The organism is Saccharopolyspora karakumensis (assembly GCF_004349225.1).
In the GTDB taxonomy this organism is placed as follows: Bacteria; Actinomycetota; Actinomycetes; order Mycobacteriales; family Pseudonocardiaceae; genus Saccharopolyspora; species Saccharopolyspora endophytica.
The window spans coordinates 72,804-92,490 of record NZ_SMLA01000015.1 but is presented as its reverse complement, the minus strand read 5'-3'; the positions used below and the strand labels follow the sequence as shown (position 1 = coordinate 92,490).

At 70.3% G+C, this 19,687-nt stretch carries 18 protein-coding genes; 8 read left to right on the top strand and 10 right to left on the bottom strand.

Annotated features, from left to right (window positions below; genetic code table 11):
* Nucleotides 1–106 precede the first annotated feature (106 nt).
* The 4 genes from E1202_RS13165 (at nt 107) to E1202_RS13150 (ending at nt 3,617) form a co-directional block, all read left to right on the top strand.
* Complete coding sequence (locus E1202_RS13165; RefSeq protein WP_235878220.1) at nt 107–1,120, top strand: ABC transporter substrate-binding protein; 1,014 nt, start codon at nt 107–109, stop codon at nt 1,118–1,120.
* A 7-nt stretch (nt 1,121–1,127) separates the two neighbouring features.
* Entirely contained in the window at nt 1,128–1,895 is a 768-nt protein-coding gene (locus E1202_RS13160) for an ABC transporter permease (protein WP_132683325.1), read from the top strand.
* Between the two features lie 88 nt (nt 1,896–1,983).
* On the top strand, nt 1,984–2,790 hold the full coding sequence (locus E1202_RS13155; protein ID WP_132683323.1) for an ABC transporter permease: 807 nt from the start codon (nt 1,984–1,986) through the stop codon (nt 2,788–2,790).
* A gap of 5 nt (nt 2,791–2,795) precedes the next feature.
* A complete protein-coding gene (locus E1202_RS13150) occupies nt 2,796–3,617 on the top strand; it encodes an ABC transporter ATP-binding protein (protein ID WP_132683321.1) in 822 nt (273 codons plus the stop codon).
* Between the two features lie 263 nt (nt 3,618–3,880).
* On the opposite strand, the gene mdlC is transcribed toward E1202_RS13150, so the two are convergent.
* From mdlC to E1202_RS13135, 3 genes are all read right to left on the bottom strand, one after another.
* The gene (mdlC, locus tag E1202_RS13145) at nt 3,881–5,476 is read right to left on the bottom strand and encodes a benzoylformate decarboxylase (protein WP_132683319.1); all 1,596 of its coding nucleotides are present in this window, start codon (nt 5,474–5,476) and stop codon (nt 3,881–3,883) included.
* A gap of 73 nt (nt 5,477–5,549) precedes the next feature.
* On the bottom strand, nt 5,550–6,194 hold the full coding sequence (locus tag E1202_RS13140) for an LppU/SCO3897 family protein (protein WP_132683317.1): 645 nt from the start codon (nt 6,192–6,194) through the stop codon (nt 5,550–5,552).
* Between the two features lie 58 nt (nt 6,195–6,252).
* Nucleotides 6,253–6,804 (bottom strand): DUF4334 domain-containing protein, encoded by a 552-nt coding sequence (locus tag E1202_RS13135; protein WP_132683315.1) that lies wholly within the window; start codon nt 6,802–6,804, stop codon nt 6,253–6,255.
* Nucleotides 6,805–7,146: 342 nt separating this feature from the next.
* Here E1202_RS13135 and E1202_RS13130 point away from each other — a divergent pair, with 342 nt between their 5' ends.
* From E1202_RS13130 to E1202_RS13120, 3 genes are all read left to right on the top strand, one after another.
* The gene (locus tag E1202_RS13130) at nt 7,147–8,808 is read left to right on the top strand and encodes a DNA repair helicase XPB (RefSeq protein WP_132683313.1); all 1,662 of its coding nucleotides are present in this window, start codon (nt 7,147–7,149) and stop codon (nt 8,806–8,808) included.
* A 120-nt stretch (nt 8,809–8,928) separates the two neighbouring features.
* Entirely contained in the window at nt 8,929–9,522 is a 594-nt protein-coding gene (locus tag E1202_RS13125) for a suppressor of fused domain protein (protein ID WP_132683311.1), read from the top strand.
* A 147-nt stretch (nt 9,523–9,669) separates the two neighbouring features.
* Entirely contained in the window at nt 9,670–10,650 is a 981-nt protein-coding gene (locus tag E1202_RS13120) for an o-succinylbenzoate synthase (RefSeq protein ID WP_132683309.1), read from the top strand.
* A gap of 5 nt (nt 10,651–10,655) precedes the next feature.
* Here the strand turns inward: E1202_RS13120 and E1202_RS13115 are convergent, their stop codons facing one another.
* From E1202_RS13115 to E1202_RS13085, 7 genes are all read right to left on the bottom strand, one after another.
* Nucleotides 10,656–11,450 carry an SRPBCC family protein gene (locus tag E1202_RS13115; RefSeq protein ID WP_132683307.1) on the bottom strand — a complete coding sequence of 265 codons (795 nt, stop codon included), beginning with the start codon at nt 11,448–11,450 and terminating at the stop codon, nt 10,656–10,658.
* Between the two features lie 215 nt (nt 11,451–11,665).
* A complete protein-coding gene (locus E1202_RS13110; RefSeq protein ID WP_132683306.1) occupies nt 11,666–12,520 on the bottom strand; it encodes an FAD binding domain-containing protein in 855 nt (284 codons plus the stop codon).
* A complete protein-coding gene (locus tag E1202_RS13105; RefSeq protein ID WP_132683304.1) occupies nt 12,517–14,949 on the bottom strand; it encodes a xanthine dehydrogenase family protein molybdopterin-binding subunit in 2,433 nt (810 codons plus the stop codon). Before E1202_RS13105 ends, E1202_RS13110 begins: the two co-directional genes overlap by 4 nt.
* Nucleotides 14,946–15,512 (bottom strand): (2Fe-2S)-binding protein, encoded by a 567-nt coding sequence (locus E1202_RS13100; protein ID WP_132683302.1) that lies wholly within the window; start codon nt 15,510–15,512, stop codon nt 14,946–14,948. Before E1202_RS13100 ends, E1202_RS13105 begins: the two co-directional genes overlap by 4 nt.
* Before the next feature lie 111 nt (nt 15,513–15,623).
* Nucleotides 15,624–16,739 carry an XdhC family protein gene (locus tag E1202_RS13095; protein ID WP_132683300.1) on the bottom strand — a complete coding sequence of 372 codons (1,116 nt, stop codon included), beginning with the start codon at nt 16,737–16,739 and terminating at the stop codon, nt 15,624–15,626.
* A 57-nt stretch (nt 16,740–16,796) separates the two neighbouring features.
* Nucleotides 16,797–17,945, bottom strand: coding sequence for a vWA domain-containing protein (locus tag E1202_RS13090; protein ID WP_132683298.1), 1,149 nt, complete (start codon nt 17,943–17,945; stop codon nt 16,797–16,799).
* Between the two features lie 153 nt (nt 17,946–18,098).
* Nucleotides 18,099–18,962 carry an AAA family ATPase gene (locus tag E1202_RS13085; RefSeq protein WP_132683356.1) on the bottom strand — a complete coding sequence of 288 codons (864 nt, stop codon included), beginning with the start codon at nt 18,960–18,962 and terminating at the stop codon, nt 18,099–18,101.
* 86 nt (nt 18,963–19,048) lie between these two features.
* Between E1202_RS13085 and E1202_RS13080 the strand changes: the two genes are divergently transcribed.
* Nucleotides 19,049–19,615 (top strand): suppressor of fused domain protein, encoded by a 567-nt coding sequence (locus E1202_RS13080; RefSeq protein WP_132683297.1) that lies wholly within the window; start codon nt 19,049–19,051, stop codon nt 19,613–19,615.
* Nucleotides 19,616–19,687: the final 72 nt, after the last annotated feature.

Sequence of the window (19,687 nt, the reverse complement as noted above, 5' to 3'; positions counted from 1 at the left end):
CGCACGCAGTCCCGCATCCCGGCCGCAACGGCCTCGGTCCACGCAAGTCGCTCCAGCCGCCAGGGCCCGCACAGGCCCACACCCCGCCACGCCAGGAGGAAACGCCATGCGTCCGAAGAACCGCCCGATAGCCCGCCGCGACCTGCTCAAGATCGCCGGCGGTGTGGCCACCGCAGGAGCGCTGATGGGTTCGAGCGGGTGCGGGCTGCTGGGCGGCGCGGAGCAGCAGTCGTCCGGGAACGGTCAGGTGGAGAAGGCCAACCTGCGCGTCGGCGCGCTGCCCACCGCCGAGCTCGCCCCGCTGTACCTGGCGGCCGAAGCCGGGCACTTCCAGCGCGAGGGCCTCAACGTCGAGATCGTCCCCGCCTCCGACGGCGGCGCCGCGCTCAACAGCGCCATCGGCGGCGACCTCGACATCACCTTCTCCAGCTACGTGCCGATCTTCGCCGCGCAGGCCAAGGGCGTGGCCAACCTCAAGATCGTCGCCGACTGCATGTCAGCGGTGCCCAACAGCTGCCTGATCATGTCCGGGCCGAACTCCGGGGTGCGCACCGCGCAGGACCTGGCGGGCAAGCGGATCGCGATCTCGGGTCCCGGCACCATCTCCGAGCTGCTGGTCAAGGCCTCGATGAAGGCCAACGACGTGCCCTTCGACAAGGTGCAGATGGTGCCGCTGGGCTTCATCAACATGCCCAACGCGCTCAAGGCCGGCCAGGTCGACGCCGCGATGGTCGTGGAGCCCTTCCTGACCCTGGCCGCGCGCGACGCCGACGCCGTGCCGGTGCTCGACACCACCGCCGGCCCGCTGGAGGACCTGCCGCTGGGCGGCTACGTCTCCAACTCCGAGTTCGCCGAGCAGAACCCGAAGACCGTCGCCGCCTTCCAGCGCGCGATGACCGCCTCGGTGGCCGAGGCGCAGGACCGCGCCAAGATCGAGCCGCTGCTGCCGAAATTCGCCAAGATCGACAAGGAAACTGCGTCCATCATCACATTGCTGAAGCTCAACGCGCGCGCAGATGCCACCCGCTTGCAGCGCGTTCCGCGATTGATGCTGGAATTCGGTTACATCGCAAAGGACGTCGACGTGGCGAGCATGATCATCAAGCCGCCGCAGAGCTGATCGGGACATGACCAGAACACTCCGGGGTCTGCTCGGACTGCTGGGCTTCCTGCTGTTGTGGGAAGCCTTCAGCAGGTCCGGACTCGTCGACCCCCAGTACTTCCCACCGCCGTCGGTGGTGCTGACCAGGTTCGTCGAGCTCCTCGGCGACCCCTCCTTCCTGCTCGACCTGATCGCGAGCGTGCTGGCCTGGGCCATCGCGCTGGGCATCTCCATCGCCATCGCCGTGCCCGCCGGGCTGCTGCTGGGCAGCGTGCGGGGCATCCGGGTGGCCACCCGCGCGATCATCGAGTTCCTCCGGCCGATCCCCTCCGTGGCGCTGATCCCGCTGGCCATCGTGCTGGTCGGGTCCGGCCCGGAGACCAAGATCGCCCTCGCGGTGTACGCGGCGGTGTGGCCGATCCTGTTCAACACCATCTACGCGTTGGACGAGGTCGACCCGGTGATGGTGGACACCGCGCGGTCCTTCGGCTTCGGCCGGGTTCGCACGATGTTCACCGTGATGCTGCCCAACGCCGCGCCGTTCGTGCTCACCGGCATCCGGATGTCGGCCTCGGTGGCGCTGATCCTGGTGGTCAGCACCGAGTTCCTGGCAGGAGGCGGCAGCGGGCTCGGAAGCTTCGTGCTGGACGCCTCGACCGGTGCCGGGCGGATGGACCTCGTGCTGGCCGGGACGATCGTCGCGGGCATCGTCGGCTACCTCATCAACGAGGCGCTGGAAACGGTGCACAAGCGCGGCCTGGCGTGGAGCGCGGTCGATCGGGAGGCAGTGTGACGGGCCACCTTTTTCCCGGCGTTCACGATTTCGCGGGAATTGACATCGTGAATTCACTGGAATTCAACTTCGGGTTGCGGGGTGCGTTGTGAAGAAAACGCGTGAATTCCTCCGCCAATGGCTCGTGCTCATCATCGCGGTTCTGCTGTGGGAATTGGTGACCCAGCTCGCACAGCACCCGTTCTTCCCGACGCCGAGCAAGATCCTCGCCACCGCCGGGCAGAAGTGGTTCTCCGGACCTCCGGAATCGCTCTTCCTGACCAGCGAGGCCACCGGCGACCTGTTCGCCAGCCTCGGCCGCGTCGCCTTCGGGTGGGTGCTGGCCGCGGTCATCGGCGTCGCGCTGGGCACCCTGCTCGGCCGGTCCCGCAACCTGCTGGACTACGTCGGGCCGCTGATGGCGTTCATGCGCGCCATCCCCTCGCCGGTGCTGGTCCCGGTGTTCATCGTGCTGCTGGGCATCGGCTCGTCGATGCAGATCACCGTGATCGTGTTCAGCGTCGTGTGGCCGATCCTGCTCAACACCGTCGACGGCGTCCGCTCGGTGGACCAGGTCAAGATCGACACCGCGCGGTCGTTCCGCATCCCGCGCGCGCAGTGGATCACCGGCGTGGTGCTGCCGGCGGCGACGCCCAAGATCTTCGCCGGGCTGCGGGTTAGCCTGTCGTTGTCGCTGGTGCTGATGGTCGTGTCGGAGCTGGTGGGCTCCACCAACGGCATCGGCTACCGGCTGATGTTCGACCAGCGGCAGTTCGACTTCCCGGCGATGTGGGCGGGGATCGTCCTGCTGGGCATCCTCGGATACGTACTGAACACCCTGCTGCTCGTGGTGGAACGCCGTGCGCTGAGCTGGCAGCCCTCGCAGGCGTCGGCTGACCAAGTTGTCGGAGGCTGACCGAAATGACCCGAACGAACACGATGCTGGAAGTCTCCGGACTCGGTCACCGCTACGGCGGGGCGAACGGGCACCAGGCCATCGCCGACCTCACCTTCGAGGTCCGCACCGGTGAGCTGGCGTGCATCGTCGGCCCCTCCGGCTGCGGCAAGTCGACGATGCTGCGGGGCATCTCCGGCCTGATCAAGCCGACCTCCGGTGACGTGCGGCTGCACGGCGAGGCGGTCGACGGCGTGCCCAGCGACCTGGCCGTGGTGTTCCAGGACTACAGCCGCTCGCTGTTCCCCTGGAAGTCGGTGCGCGCCAACGTCGAGTTCCCGCTGCAGGCCCGCGGCGTCAGCCGGTCCGAGCGGCGCGAGCGCGCCGACGAGGTCCTGGAGTGGGTCGGTCTGTCGGCCTCGGCCAAGAAGTACCCGTGGCAGCTCTCCGGCGGCATGCAGCAGCGGGTCTCCATCGCCCGCGCCCTGGCCTGCCGGCCCGCGCTGCTGCTGATGGACGAGCCGTTCGCGTCGGTGGACGCCCAGACCCGCTTCGAGCTGGAGGACCTGCTGCTGCGGGTCCGCAAGAAGTTCGACAGCACGGTCCTGCTGGTCACCCACGACATCGACGAGAGCATCTACCTCTCCGACCGGGTCTTCGTGCTGTCGAAGTCCCCGGCCACGATCGTCAAGGACCTGGAGATCCCGCTCGGCACCGAGCGCGACCAGATCACCACCCGCGAGTCCGAGGCCTTCGTGCACCTGCGCAGCGAGGTGGCCCGCCTCCTCGACGTCAAGAGCGCAGGCACCGCTCCCGCACCAGCAGCGGAGACCACCCAGGTCTTCTGATCTGCGCAAGCCGAGAGGCGGCCCCGACCACAACTGGTCGAGGCCGCCTCTTCGTCGTTGAGGACCACTGCCACGTACGCGCAAGCGGCGAAGCCGCTTCCTCCTCACCCCAGCCGAGAAACCCGCGCCGCCGCGGGTTCTGACACGTCGTCTGGCGAGGACGCCGCGACGCCGTGCATCGGCAGTGGCGCCCGGAGTCCAGGCGGCGCGTCAGGTTCCGCCACCCGCACCGCTGAGCAGGGTGACCACTGACAGGTTCCCGCTCAGTACAGGAAGCGCTGGCCCGGGTCGATCTTGATGTGCAGCAGGCTCGGGCCTTGCTTGCCGGCGAACTCCTCGGGCAGGGCTTCGGACAGCTCCTCCGGGGTCTGGATGAGCTTGGCCGGGCAGCCGAGGCTGCCGGCGAGAGAGACGAAGTCGATCCCGCCCAGGTCCACGCCCGGCAGCTTGCTGCCACCGGCGGCCTCGCCCAGCACGGCCACGGCGGCGTACCGCGAGTTGTCCATGATCACGAAGGTGACCGGTGCCTGCTCGCGCACGGCCGTCCACAGCGACTGGATGCCGTACATGCTCGAACCGTCACCGAGCAGCGCCACCGTCCGCCGGGCGGTGTTGGCCATGCCGACGCCGACCGCGGCGCCGACGCCGTAGCCCAGCGCGCCGGAGAAGCCGGTGAAGAACCCGCCGTCGGTGGAGCGGACGGGGAAGTACTCGTGCAGGTCGTTGCGGTGGCTCGGGGTCTCCTCGACGACGGCCGCGTCGGCCGGGAGCTGGCCGACGAGGGTGTCGAAGACGTAGGAGGCCGTCATCGGCGTGCTCGCGACGGGCTTCTCCGGCCGGGCCATGGTCGTCGGCGCCGACCGGTCCAGGTCGTCGAGCAGCGCGTTGACCTGCGGGACCGCGTGCGCCATCGTGCCCATCACGCCCCGCCCGGAGCGGGCGCGGGCGAGCACGTCGGCGTCGTCGTTGACCAGGAACAGCTCGGGCAGCGCGACCTCGGCCTCACCCCGGTAGACGTGGTAGGTGAACGCCGGAGCGCCCCACACGACGACCAGGTCGTAGCCGGAGAGCTCCTGGCTGAGCAACCGCTGCTCGGGCTGCAGGAACCCGGCGAAGCACGGGTGGTCCTCCGGGAAGGAGCAGCGCGGCGACATCGGCGGCGCGTACACGGCGGCCTTGGTCTTCTCGGCCAGCCGCACCATCTCGTCCACGACGCCGTCGGCGTCGACCGCCGGGCCGGTCACGAACGCGGGCCGCTCGCAGTCGCGCAGCGCCTCGGCGAGCCCGGCGATGGCCTGCGGGTCGGGCGCGAAGCCGGGCGTGCGCGGGCGCGCGGGGACCTCGACGCCGGGCTCGTCCCAGTCGTCGGCGGGCACCGACAGGAAGACCGGACCGTACGGCGGGGTCGTGGCCATCTGGTAGGCGCGCACCAGCGCGGCCGGGACGTCCGCGGCCCTGGCCGGCTCGTAGCTCCACTTCACGTAGGGCTTGGGGAAGTTCGGCGCCTCGGTGGCGCCCAGGAACGGTTCGTTGAACATCAGGCTGCGGGTCTGCTGACCAGCGGTGATGATCATCGGGGTGCGGTTGCGGTAGGCGGTGAACACCGCGCCCAGCGCGTGCCCGACACCACCGGCCGAGTGCAGGTTGACCAGCACCGGTTCGCGGCGGGACTGCGCGTAGCCGTCGGCCATCGCGACCACCACGGACTCCTGCAGCCCGAGCACGTAGTGGAAGTCGTCGGGCCATCCCGTCAGGAAGGGGACCTCCGTCGTGCCCGGGTTGCCGAACACCGTGGTCAGCCCGAGCTCACGCATCAAACCCCGGGTGATGTCGCGAACCGTGCGATCTTCGCTGCCCATTCGTACTGCCTCCTCGCCCCACCGATCGTCGTGCTCCATCACAGCAGACCGGCTTCGTTAGCGGTAGTAAACATCAGATGCCCTGGACGTCCCCGAAGCACACGGTCTTGCGGGTGAAGACGTAGTAGCCCTCGTTCTCCCCGCACGCGGACTCCGGGTCCTGCCCGCCGACGACCCTGGTGACCTGGTCCTCCGACCGGGAGCACTCGATCTTCAACGGCAGGACTCCCTCGTCCTCCTGGAAGGGCGTCAGGCAGTCGCCCACCTTGACGTCGAGGACGACGCAGTATGCCTTGCCCTCGGAGTAGTTGACGTAGTCGTCGCCGCACTCGGCGAGCCCGCGGTCCTGGACGTCGACGACCTCGTAGTCGGACTCGGCCGAACCGCAGTCGGCGGGGGTCATCGAGCCACCGCGCTCGTCGAGCAGCTCCATGCAGTCGCCGGCCTCGATCCGGTTTCCGGCCACCACCGCGAGCGAGATCCCGATGATGCCCCCGGCCAGCAGCAGCACGCCGCCGACCACGAGCCCGACGATGAGACCGGTGCGCTTCTTCTTCGGCGGCGGAGGTGGTTGCTGGGCGCCCGCGACCTGGCGCCAGAACGCGTCGGAGCCCTGCTGCGGGTACGGGTAGCCCTGCTGCGGGTGCTGACCGGGCCAGCCGCCCGGATACGGCCCGGACTGCGCACCGTGAGGATCCGGTCGCGGTGGGTAGGTCACAAGTCCTCCGTGGTCGAGTTCGCCACCAGCAATCTACCCAGCCAGGGAAAACGCGTTCCTACGCGGCATCGCGGCGCAGCACGAACAGGAACGGCGCGTCCATGCCGCGCAGGTCCATCGCGCACAGCAGCGTGTCGTCGTCGACCTTGCGGAACGGGTCGTGGATCGGCAGCGCGTCGTAGACCATCGCCGCCGAGGACACGCCCCGGTACTCGACCATCCGCAGCCGCGCGCGGGGCTCGCTCGTGGTCATCAGCGGCATCAGGACCCGGAACAGCTTCGCCACGGCGCGGTTGTCGAGCCTGTCGGCGATGCCGAGCATCAGTCCGACCGGCATGAACGCCGGGTTGATGCTCACCACGCGACCACCACCGGCCGCGAACAGCAGCGGGTGGGCGTCGTCGGGGCCTCCGAAGCGCTTGCCGTACCAGCCGAACCGCTCCAGCAGCCCGTCGAACGGGTTCCCGGTGTTGATCCCGTTGCCCCGCCAGGTGCCGGGGAGTTCCTCGACACGCACCGGGGGCAGCGAGTCGAACAGTTCCAGCACGTCCTCCGGGCGGGCGCCGGGCTCCAACTCCCGCAACCGCTCCCCCGCGCTCTCCGCAGCCATGTCACTCCTCGCGCCCGAACAAGATCGACGAAACGCTCCCACCGCCCCGTCACCACCACAATCCCCCAACCGCCGGGCGAGGCACCTCCTGGCGCGACCGGGCTCGTGGGCGGATCTGGTCCGACCAGGGCAAAGGGACATCGATCGCGGACGGTTCGAACCGCGACCAACCCCCCGCCCGAGCGAGCGGGCGATTTGAGTCACTTCGGGCCGTCGCTGGGACTGGACCCGGCGGGGGCGGTGTTGCCCGGGTGGAATACTGGGCCGGGAGTCCTGCCGGTGGCTGCCGACAGTGTTGATCACCTGCGGAAACTCCACCCGATCCCCGAGGGAGCGCTCACCTTGACCGACGGACCTCTGATCGTCCAGTCCGACAAGACGTTGCTGCTCGAAGTCGATCACGACCTCGCCGACGACGCGCGCACCGCCATCGCACCCTTCGCCGAGCTGGAGCGCGCGCCGGAGCACGTGCACACCTACCGGATCACGCCGCTGGCGCTGTGGAACGCGCGCGCCGCCGGGCACGACGCCGAGCAGGTCGTCGACGGGCTGGTCCGCTTCACCCGCTACCCCGTGCCGCAGCCGCTGCTGGTCGACATCGTCGAGACCATGGGCCGCTTCGGCCGGCTGCAGCTGACCAACGATCCCGCGCACGGCCTCGTGCTGGTCTCCGTGGACCGCGCCGTGCTCGAAGAGGTCCTGCGCAACAAGAAGATCGCCCCGATGTTCGGCGCTCGCATCGACGACGACACCGTCGTGGTGCACCCCAGCGAGCGCGGACGTCTCAAGCAGATGCTGCTCAAGGTCGGCTGGCCCGCCGAAGACCTCGCCGGTTACGTCGACGGCGAAGCGCACCCCATCGAGCTGGAGCAGGACGGCTGGAACCTGCGCGACTACCAGCGCCAGGCCGTGCAGTCGTTCTGGGCCGGTGGCTCCGGCGTCGTCGTGCTGCCCTGCGGTGCGGGCAAGACGCTGGTCGGCGCGGCGGCCATGGCCGAGGCGGGGGCGACCACGTTGATCCTGGTCACCAACACCGTCGCGGGCCGCCAGTGGAAGCGCGAGCTGATCGAGCGGACCTCGCTGACCGAGGAGGAGATCGGCGAGTACTCCGGGGAGAAGAAGGAGATCCGGCCGGTCACCATCGCGACCTACCAGGTGATCACCCGCCGCTCCAAGGGCGAGTACAAGCACCTGGAGCTGTTCGACTCCCGCGACTGGGGCCTGGTCGTCTACGACGAGGTGCACCTGCTGCCCGCCCCGGTGTTCCGGATGACCGCCGACCTGCAGTCCCGCCGCCGGCTCGGCCTGACCGCCACCCTCGTCCGCGAGGACGGCCGGGAAGGCGACGTGTTCTCGTTGATCGGCCCCAAGCGCTACGACGCCCCGTGGAAGGACATCGAGGCGCAGGGCTGGATCGCACCCGCCGAGTGCGTCGAGGTCCGGGTGACGCTGACCGACAACGAGCGCCTGCAGTACGCCACCTCCGAAGCCGAGGAGCGCTACAAGCTCTGCGCGACCGCGCGCACCAAGGCCCCGGTGGTCAAGGCGATCCTCGACCAGCACCCGGACGAGCCCGCCCTGGTCATCGGCGCCTACCTGGAGCAGCTGCACGAGCTCGGCGAGGCGCTGGAGGCGCCGATCATCGAGGGTTCGACGAAGAACAAGGAGCGCGAGGAGCTCTTCGACGCGTTCCGGCGCGGCGAGATCAACCGGCTCGTCGTGTCCAAGGTCGCCAACTTCTCGATCGACCTGCCCGAAGCCTCGGTCGCCGTGCAGGTGTCGGGCACCTTCGGGTCCCGGCAGGAGGAGGCGCAGCGGCTCGGCCGGCTGCTGCGGCCCAAGGCCGAGCGCAAGCAGGCGCACTTCTACTCGGTCGTCTCGCGCGACACCTTGGACACCGACTACGCCGCGCACCGCCAGCGCTTCCTCGCCGAACAGGGCTACGCCTACCGGATCGTGGACGCCGATGACCTGCTCGGTCCGGCCCTCCCGGACGCGGGGTGACGGAAACTCCGGGTGAGCCCTGGATAGCTGTCACCCAAAAGGGGTCCGCGTTCGGCTGCTTTGCAGCTACCGTTGCGATGAACGAACGCAGCGTCTGAGCTGCAAGACACTGGAGATCGGATGGAAACCGAGCACCAACGGCCGGCGATGGGCGGTGCGCACCGCTTCGTCGGCCTCGCGGAGAACCTCGAGCGCTACGCCGGCGCCCCCACGGGAGCCGAGCCGCCGAACGTGAACGGCACCAACCGCGGCTACGGCCTGGTGTTCTTCCACCTCGAGGAACTCCATCTGACGACGGTGATCAGCAGCGGCCTGCGGTTCCAGCCGCTCGGCGTCCACCCCGCCCAGGAGCTGGCCTGCACGGTCTACCGGGAGCAGGCCGAAGCCGCCCGCCACCTGGTCGACCTCACCTCGGAACTGCTGGTGCAGAACCGCACCTTCCTGGTCCCCGACCAGATCGTCCCGAACGAGAAGCCGCTGCTGCCGGGCACCGAGTTCCACGGCGTCCTGGCCAGCGGACATCCGATCTTCCCGTCGGAGTTCACCCGCTTCACCGACCCGGAGGGCACCGAGCAGCTCCAGGTCTTCACCCTCCTCCCGGTCACGCTGGGCGAGCTCAACTACATCCTCGACCACGGCGTCACCTCCCTGCGCCAGCAATGGGCCCGCTTCGAGGTGGACGTCTTCGACCTCGGACGCCCCAGCGTCGCCTGACCCCACCCGAGGCCGTCCGATCACTCCTCAACCCGATTTCAGTGGAAGTCCGGAACCGGATTTCAGTGGAGATCGGGGAACGGACTTCCACTGAAATCGGTGCACCTCGGGGGCGCGGAGGTGGGTTCGGGCTGAAAGGATTGGGTCATGGCGAGCTTCGATCCTGCGGAACTGGACGCCGTGCGGGTGTACGCGTTGCCGATGCGCAACCGGTTTCGCGGGATCAGCGTGCGGCGCGGGGTGCTCATGTCCGGTCCTTCCGGCTGGGGCGAGTTCTGCCCGTTCGAGGACTACGACGACGCCAGCGCCGTTCCGTGGTTGAAGGCGGCGTTCGAGGCGTGCGGTGAGCACTGGCCGGCGCCCGTCCGGGACAGGATCCCCGTCAACTGCACCGTTCCCGCCGTGTCCGCCGAGAAGGCCGCGCAGATCGTGGCGCGCTCCGGGTGCCGGACCGCGAAGGTCAAGATCGCCGATCCCGGCCAGACCGCCGCCGACGACCTGGAGCGGGTCGCCGCCGTGCGGGACGCGCTCGGACCCGACGGCGCGATCCGGGTCGACGCCAACGCGGCGTGGGACGTCGACACCGCCATCACCCGCATCCGCGAGCTCGACGCCGCCGCCCGGGGCCTGGAGTACGCCGAGCAGCCGTGCCCGAGCATCGAGGAGCTCGCCGCTGTGCGGCGCAAGGTCGACGTGCGCATCGCCGCCGACGAGAGCATCCGCCGCGCCGAGGACCCGATGCGCGTGGCCGTGGCCGGAGCCGCCGACGTGGCGATCATCAAGGCGACCCCGCTGGGCGGAGTCCGCCGAGCGCTGCAGGTCGCCGAGGCGTGCGGTCTGCCGTGCGTGGTGTCCTCGGCCGTGGAGACCAGCGTGGGCCTGTCCGCGCAGCTGGCGCTGGCCGGTGCGCTGCCCGAGCTGCCGTTCGCGTGCGGGCTGGGCACCATGGCGCTGCTCGACGGCGACGTGGTCGCCGATTCGCTGCTGCCCGAGCAGGGATACCTGCCGGTGCCGTCGAAGCCCCCGGAGCCCGACCCGGCGCTGGTCGCGGCCGCCACTCCCCCCGCCGACGTGCAGCGGTGGTGGCTCGACCGGCTCGGCCGGGTCGGAGCCCTCCTGCGGGACTGAGCCCCCTACGAGGCGCGCTTGCGGGCGCGGCGCTTCTTGAAGCGGCGCAGCACGATGAAGGCCACCAGCAGACCGATCACCGCGGGGGCGGCCCGCTTGAGGACCGGTGCGCCCGCGGTGCCCAGCAGGTCGATGGCCTCGTCGTTGGCGGCCGGCTCGGCGACGGTGGTCGGGCTCGGCGAGTCGGCGCTGGCCGGGGTGACCCGCCAGCTGGTGTCCTTGCGGGCCGAACCGACGGCGGCGCCCGCGGCCGCCGAACCCGCTGCCGCGGCGGCGCCGTTGCCGTTGGCACCACCCGGGGTCTCGGTGCTCTGCGGCTCGGCCGACGCCTTCTCCTGCGCGGCCGGGGCCTCCTGCTCGGACTCCAGCTTCGCGGCGAGGTTGTCGGCGAACTGGTTCAGGATCTTGCCGCCCACCTCGGAGATCAGGCCGCGGCCCAGCTGAGCGGGCTTGCCGGTGACCTTGAGGTCGGTGTCGACCGTGCCGGAGGTGGTGCCGCCCTCGTCGGTCAGCGTGACCACGACCGTCGCGGCGGCGGTACCGCTGCCGCGCGAGTCCTTGCCGCTGGCGTCGATGACCAGCCGGCGGTTCTTCTCGTCGATGTCCTTGAAGACACCGGTTCCCTTGTACAGCAGCGTCACCGGGCCGAGCTTGACCTTCACCGATCCGGCGAACTCGTTGCCCTCGGCCTTGGTGAGCGTGGCGCCGGGCATGCACGGAGCGACCCGCTCGGGGTCGGTCATCGCCTTCCACGCCGCATCGATCGGCACCGGAACGCTGAACGTGTGCTGCATTTCCACTGGAAGGTCCTCCTGATTGACCGTGCTCGGCTCAGGCGCAGAGCCATCGTTTCCGTCTGAAGCTATAACGCAGTCCACCCACCAGCCTCCCAGGCCGGACGGCGCGCCGATAGCCCGATCGGCTCAGCGGGAAGGACCGCCCGCCCACAAGAACGATTCGGGTCTGGCGGCAATTCCGCTGGAACACCGCCAGACCCGATCTTCGCCGGAGCGGATCAGCCGCCTGCCGCCGCCAGCACCGCACGTCCGGTCAGCACCTCGGCGAGGTGCTCCCGGTAGTCGGCATCAGCGCTGGAATCGCCCGTCGCGCTGGTGCCTTCGGTCGCGTGCCGGGCGGCCGCGCGGACCGCGTCGGCCGTGGCCTGCTGGCCGACGAGCGCCTGCTCCACGCCCCTCGCGCGGATGGGGGTGGCGCCCATGTTGGTCAGCGCGATGCGCGCTTCGGCGATGGCGCCGCCGGAAACCCGCACCGCAGCGGCGACTCCGACGATCGACCACGCCTGGGCGACGCGGTTGAACTTCTCGTAGTGCGCGTTCCAGCCGGTCCACTTCGGCATCCGCACCTCGACCAGCAGGTCGCTGGGTTCCAGCGCGGTGGTGAAGTAGTCGACGAAGAACTCCGACGCCGGGACGGTGCGCCGGCCCGAGGGACCGGCGATGACCATCTCCGCGTCCAGCGCGAGCGCCGGGGCGGGCAGGTCACCGGCCGGGTCGGCGTGCGCCAGCGAACCGCCGAAGGTGCCCCGGTGGCGCACCTGCGGGTCGGCGACGGTGCGGGTGGCCAGCGTGATCAGCTCGGCGTGCTGCTGGATCAGCGGGTCCCGCTGCACCTCGTGGTGGGTGGTCATGGCGCCGACGACGAGCTTGTCGCCGTCCTCGCGGACGCCCCGCATCTCGGGGATGCGACCGACGTCGACGATCGTGCTCGGATCGGCCATCCGCATCCGCAGCACGGGCAGCAGGCTCTGCCCGCCGCCGAGCACCTTGGCGTCCTCGCCCGCCGCCGCCAGGGCGGCGACGGCCTCGTCCACGGTCGAGGGCGCGACGTATTCGAACTGGGCCGGGATCACCGGGCACCTCCATGGGGATTCATCGAGCCGAGTCCGCCGCCGGCCTCCGGCGCCGTCTTCCCGGACGCGCGAGCGCCGGTCACCGCCCGCCACACGCGTTGCGGCGAGCAGGGCATCTCGACGTCGTTGACGCCCATCGGCCGCAGCGCGTCGACGATCGCGTTCACCACCGCGGGTGTGGAGGCGATCGTTCCGGCCTCCCCCACGCCCTTGACGCCCAGGGCGTTCGAGGTCGCGCGGGTCTCGGTGCGATCGGTGGTGAACTCCGGCAGGTCGGCGGCCGAGGGCACCAGGTAGTCGGCCAGCGTGCCCGTGGTGAGCGTCCCGCCCTCGTCGTAGACGGCCTCCTCGTAGAGCGCCTGCGCGATGCCCTGCGCGAGACCGCCGTGCACCTGGCCCTCCACGATCAGCGGGTTGATCACCGATCCGATGTCGTCCACGCACACGTACTTGCGGATCTTCACGTGCCCGGTCTCGGTGTCCACCTCGGTCGCGCAGAGGTGGGTTCCGTGCGGGAACGAGAAGTTCTCCGGGTCGAACGTCGCGTCGGAGTCCAGGTTCGGCTCCACCCCGTCGGGCAGGTCGTGCGCGGCGAACACCGCGAGCGCGACCTCGCCCATCGCCACGCCCCGATCGGTGCCGCGCACGCCGAACCGGCCGGAGGAGAACTCCAGGTCCTCCTCGGCGCATTCGAGCATGTGCGCGGCGATCGGCCGGGCCTTGTCGATGACCTTGTCGGCCGCGGCGACCACGGCCATGCCGCCCACGGTCAGGGAGCGGGAACCGTAGGTGTCCATGCCTCGCGGGGAGACCTGGGTGTCGCCGTGCAGCACCTCGACGTCCTCGAAGGCGACGCCGAGCCGGTCGGCCACGATCTGGCTCCACGCCGTCTCGTGCCCCTGCCCGTGCGGGGAGGACCCCGTGACGACCTCGACCTTGCCGGTGGGCAGCATGCGGATCGCCGCGTGCTCCCAGCCGCCCGCGCCGTAGGACAGCGACCCCAGCACCCGCGAGGGCGCCAGCCCGCACATCTCGGTGAAGGTGGAGATGCCGATGCCCAGCTGGACCGGGTCGTTCTCGCGACGGCGCCGCTCCTGCTCCTCGCGCAGCGAGGTGTAGCCGAACAGCTCCATCGCCTTGTCGGTGGCGGCCTCGTAGTTGCCCGAGTCGTAGGTCAGGCCCGCGACCGTGTCGTAGGGGAACTCGTCGTGGGCGATCCAGTTCTCGCGCCGCACCTCCATGGGTTCCATGCCCAGCTCGGCGGCCAGTTCGTCCATCATCCGCTCGATGCCGAAGGTGGCCTCCGGTCGTCCGGCGCCGCGGTAGGCGTCGGTCGGCGTCTTGTTGGTGAACACGTTGGTGCAGCTGAAGTGGTACGCCGGGATCTTGTAGATCGAGTTGAACATCAGCGCGCCCAGGATCGGCACGCCCGGGGTGACCAGCCGCAGGTAGGCGCCCATGTCGGCGAGGAGTTCGACCTTGAGCCCGGTGATCCGGCCGTCGCGGGTGGCCGCCATCGACAGCTTCTGGATCTGGTCCCGGCCGTGGTGCCCCGAAACCATGGTCTCCGAACGGGTCTCGGTCCACTTCACCGGACGGCCGAGCCGCTGCGCCATCAGGAACGACAGGACCTCCTCCGGCGTGACCTGGAGCTTCCCGCCGAAACCGCCGCCGACGTCGGGCGCGATGACCCGGATCTTGCTCTCGGCGACGCCCAGCGTCATGGCCAGCATGACCCGCAGGATGTGCGGGACCTGCGTGGCCGACCAGACGGTGATCTGCTCACCGGTCGGGTCGACGACGACCGAGCGCGGTTCCATGAACGCCGGGATCAGCCGCTGCTGGCGGAAGGTCCGCTCGACGAGCACCTCCGCGCCGGACAGCGCCTGCTCGACGTCGCCGCCGGTGCCGGCCTCGGCCGAGTCGAAGGTCCACACGGCGTTGGTGTTGGTGCCCAGGTCCTGGTGGACCAGCGGTGATCCCGATTCGATCGCCGAGGGCATGTCCAGCACGACCGGCAGGTCCTCGTAGTCGACGTCGATGGCGTCCATCGCGTCGCGCGCCTCGGCGGCCGAGCGGGCGGCGACCATCGCCACCGCTTCACCCGCGAAGCGCACCTCGTCGACGGCCATCGCCGGGGCCGCCGGTGCCTTCATGTCCTCGGTGATCGGCCACGCGCAGGGCAGGCTGCCCTGGACGTCGGCGATGTCGCGGCCGGTGACGACCGCGACCACGCCGGGAGATCGCTCGGCGGCCTCGGTGTCGATCGCGGTGATCTTGGCGTGGGCCATCGGTGAGCGCAGGATCGCCAGGTGCAGCGTTCCGCTGGGCGCGAGGTTGTCGGTCCAGCGCGTGCGGCCGGTGATCAGCCGCGCGTCCTCCTTGCGCTTGCGGGAACGCCCGAGTTCCGGCTCTGCCACAGCGGTCATGACTGGCGACCTCCCGTGGCCTCGGCGCCGGTCCGCTCGTCGGCGGGCTTGCGCTGCATGGGCGTGTCATCGGTGTGCTCGGCCGCGGGCCCGGCGCCGGGTTCCATGCGCTGGGCGGCGTCGCGCACCGCTCGGACGATGTTCTGGTAGCCCGTGCAGCGGCAGAGGTTTCCCTCCATGCCCTCGCGGACCGCCTGGTCGTCGGGTTCGGGGTCCTCGGCCAGCAGGTCCAGCGCCTGCATGATCATGCCGGGGGTGCAGAAACCGCACTGCAGCGCGTGGTTGTCGTGGAAGGCCTCCTGCATCGGGTGCAGCTTGCCGTCCTGGGCCAGTCCTTCGATGGTGGTCACGTCGTGGCCGTCCGCCTGGACCGCCAGGACCGAACACGACTTCACGCTGTGCCCGTCCATGTGGACGGTGCAGGCACCGCAGTTGCTGGTGTCGCAGCCGACCACGGTGCCGACCTTGCCGAGCCGCTCGCGCAGGTACTGCACGAGCAGCGTTCTGGGTTCCACTTCGTCGGTGTACTTCGTGCCGTCTACGTTGACGGTGATGCGGGACATGGAACGGCCTCCTCGCCAGGAGCGCGGACGTTCGGGAACACGACTATCCGCCGAGTGACGGATGTCACTCCGCTAGAGGGTCCTACTCCGTCCCGGCGAGAGCAAGCGGGCTCAGTCGTGGTGGATCGGGCCCTCCACGTCCGAGAGCCTCACACCGCGGCCGCCCCACCGCAGCGCGATCAGCTCCGCGGCGATGGACACGGCGGTCTCCTCCGGGGTCCTGGCACCCAGGTCGAGACCGATCGGCGAGGACACGCGGGAGAGCTCCTCCTCGCTGACGCCCTCCTCGCGCAGCCGCGTCAAGCGGTTCTCGTGCGTGCGGCGCGAACCCATCGCGCCGATGTAGCCGACGTTCATGCGCAGGGCTTCCTTGAGCACCGGCACGTCGAACTTCGGGTCGTGGGTGAGCACCATGACCGCCGTGCGCTCGTCGAGGCGCCCTTCCTCCGCCTCCTGGGCGAGGTAGCGGTGCGGCCAGTCCACGACGACGTCGTCGACCCCCGGGAACCGGCTGGTGGTGGCGAACACCGGACGCGCATCGCAGACCGTCACCCGGTAGCCGAGAAAAGCACCCATCCGGGCCATGGCGGCGGCGAAGTCGATCGCGCCGAAGACGAGCATCCGCGGCGGCGGCTCGAAGGAGTTGACGAACACCCGCATGCCCTCGCCGCGGCGCTGCCCCTCCGGCCCGTACTCGATGACGCCGCTGCGACCGCTGGCCAGCATGCCGCGCACGTCGTCGATCACCGCGTCGTCCACCCGCGACGCGCCGAGGGTGCCGCGCACCCGCTCGCGCCAGATCAGCAGGTGGGTGCCGACCTTGGTCTGCTCGGGGTGCTCGATGACGGTCGCGACCGCCACCGGCTCCTCCGCGCGCACCGAGGCGGCGACCTCGTCGAGGTCGGGGAAGGTCTCGCGGTCGATGCGCTCGACGAAGATGTCGAGGATCCCGCCGCAGGTCAGGCCCACCGCGAAGGCATCGTCGTCGCTGACGCCGTAGCGGCGCAGCACCGGATCCGATCCCTGCAGGACCGTGGAGCCCTCCTCGTAGACCGCGCCTTCGACGCAGCCACCGGAGACGCTGCCCACGGCCTCGCCCTCCTGCGTGACGAGCATCGACGCACCCGGCGGGCGGGGGGCGGAGCGGAACGTGGCCACCACGGTGCCCAGCCCGACGGACTCGCCGGCCTCCCAGCGCTTGGTCAAGTCATCCAACACGTCACGCACGGTGCACCTACCTCCACGGGCCGTCCTGGCCCCTCCAAGCATCCACCCGGGTCGGCGTCAGGCGAAACCGACCGGAACGCCGGGGAGCTGCTCCCCGGACCGGGACAGTCTGCGAACCCATGACCAGATGTCCTCCAGCGACCGCAGACTGTGACCGGCCACCATTCGGTCAACGTGCGGGAGGGCCGCCACAATTCCGGATTGCACGGGTTGATATCCGTCGTGGCCCGCGTGCGGGTTCGCCCAGATCACGCCGCGAGCCAACCTGCGCAGCCGGCGCATCTGCTCGGCCAGGTCGGTGGCGTCGCCGCGCTCCCACCCGTCGGAGAACAGCACCACCACGGAGCCGCGCGCCATGCCGCGCTGCCCCCACCTGTCCAAGAACACTCGGAGAGTCTCGCCCAATCGGGTGCCGCCGGAGAAGTCGGGGACCGCGCGAGAAGCCGCCTGCAACGCCGATTCCGGATCGCGCTGGCGCAACTGCCTACTCACGCGGGTCATCCTGGTGCCGAGCGTGAAGACCTCGGTGCTCGCCGGAGCCCGGCGGACCACGACGTGCGCGAAGCGCAGCAGCGCGTCGGAGTACGGGCTCATCGAGCCGGAGACGTCGATGAGCAGCACGACGCGGCGAGCCCGCCGCGAGCGGTGCTGGCGGGGCAGGCGCACCGGCTCGCCCCCGGACCGCAGCATCGCGCGCAGCGTGGCGCGCGGGCTCAGCGCTCCGCGCTTGCCGGGTTGGCGCCGCAACGCCGGGCGCGTCGGGGGTTCGGGGCGCAGCACGGCCAGCATCCGCCGGAGGTGGTCGCGCTCGGCCGCGCTGAGCTCGGTGACGTCGCGGTTGCGCAGCACCTCCGCGGTGCTGGCGGCCGCCGCGAGCGGGTCCTCGGACTCCCCCTCGCCCTCGCCGTCGGACGTCTCGGCGGTCAGCGCCGCGATCTTCGCGGGGCGCGACACCGGCTTCCCCGGCTGCCCCACCTGCATCGGTTCCGAGCTGAACCAGGTCTCGAACGCGGCGTCGTAGCGCGCGACGTCATCGGGTTCGGAGCACAAGGTCAACCGCCCGGCCCAGTACACGCCCTCCCGCTCGTCGAGTCCCACCTGCTCCACCGCAGCAAGGAAGCTCTGCACCCGGTTCGGCCCCACGGCCATCCCCGAGTGCCGCAGAGCCCGCGCGAACCCCACCAGCCCGGTCACCGTCTCCGCCATCACCGCACCTCCCAACGCAGGTCACCACCCCTCCACCGGACTTCATCGGAAACCCGGTCCCCCACTTCCACCGAAACCGGGAACCGGACTTCCACTGAAATCGGGGGTACGGGTTCCGCTGAAGTCCGGTTTCCGGGTTCCGCTGAGGTTCGATCAGGGGGTGAGGATGCCTGCTGAGCGAACTCGTTCCGCGTCTTCTCGGTACTTGAGGACCGCGCCGAGGGTGGTAGCGGCGGTCTCGGTGTCGAGGGACTCCGTGCCCAGAGCTTGGAGGGCTTGGGTCCAGTCGATGGCTTCGGCGACGCCCGGGGGTTTGAGGAGTTCCATCTGGCGCATCCGCTGGAGGGATGCCGCGACCTGCTCGGCCAGGCGTCCGTCGACGCCCGGCAGGCGCCGGCGCAGGATGGCGACCTCCCGTTCCAGGTCCGGGTGCTCCAGCCAGTGGTAGAGGCAGCGGCGCTTGAGGGCGTCGTGGACCTCGCGGGTGCGGTTGGAGGTGAGGATGACGATCGGCGGTTCCTCGGCCCGGACCTCGCCGTACTCCGGGATGCTGACCGCGTACTCCGAGAGCACCTCCAGCAGGAACGCCTCGAACTCGTCGTCGGCGCGGTCGATCTCGTCGACCAGCAGCACGCACGGCGCCTCCTGCAAGGCGCGCAGCAGCGGCCTGGCCAGCAGGAATCGCGGGGTGTAGAGGGACGACTCGGCGGCGTCGGCGTCGAGCTCGCCGCCGGAGGCCGCTTCCAGGGTGCGCAGGTGCAGCAGCTGGCGCGGGAAGTCCCAGTCGTAGAGCGCCTGGGCCGCGTCGATGCCCTCGTGGCACTGCAAGCGGATCAGGTTCACGCCGAGCGCCGCCGCCAGGGCCTGCGCGAGCGCCGTCTTGCCGGTGCCCGGTTCGCCTTCGGTCAGCAGCGGGCGACGCATCCGCATCGCCAGGAAGGCCGCGGTCGCGATCCCGTCGTCCGGCAGGTAACCGGTCTCGTCCAGCGCCGCCGCGACCTCGGCCGGTGATTTCATCTCGAGAGCGTCAGCCACCCCCCGAGCCTATTCGACCGGACGCACCGACCCCATAGGATGCGCGTCGGTCGAACTAGAGGTGGGGCATGAGCAGGTTCAAGGGGTTCCCGGCGCACGTGGAGAAGCACGTCGGACGCATTCGGGGTGCCGACAGCCGGAGCGCCGGTGGGCGGGAGCGGGCCTACAACCTCGTGTACTGCGACCACGCCGACGGCACGCACGTGACCGTGCTGACCAGCGGGCTCCGCGAGCACACCGCCGGGGCACCGCTGCCGCAGGAGCTGCTGTGCACGCTGCGCCGCGATCAGGAGGTCTACGCCAAGCACCTGGTGGGCGTGGTCGCCGAGCTGCTCACCGAATCGCAGGCGCGCGTGGGCTACGGCGCGCTGATCATGAACGACCGCATCCTGCTGCCGGACACGGCGATCGCGGGCGCGATGGCCGCACCGCACCCGTACCTGGGCGACGAGTTCGACGTCCTGCTCGACGAGGGCGTGCCGGTCCTGCAGCTGATCACGCTCGTCCCGATCACCCGCGCGGAGTCGCAGCTCGTGGCGCGCTTCGGCCGCGACGCCCTCTACGACCGCTGGGAAGCCCGGGGAACAGACCTGGTCGACATCTACCGAGACGATGCCGGCAGCGGCCAGTTCTAGGAAGCTGTTGAGGAATTGTCTTGCGTAGCGGTGCGGGTGGCAGGACCTGGAGCGGTTCCGCGGACTCCGTGC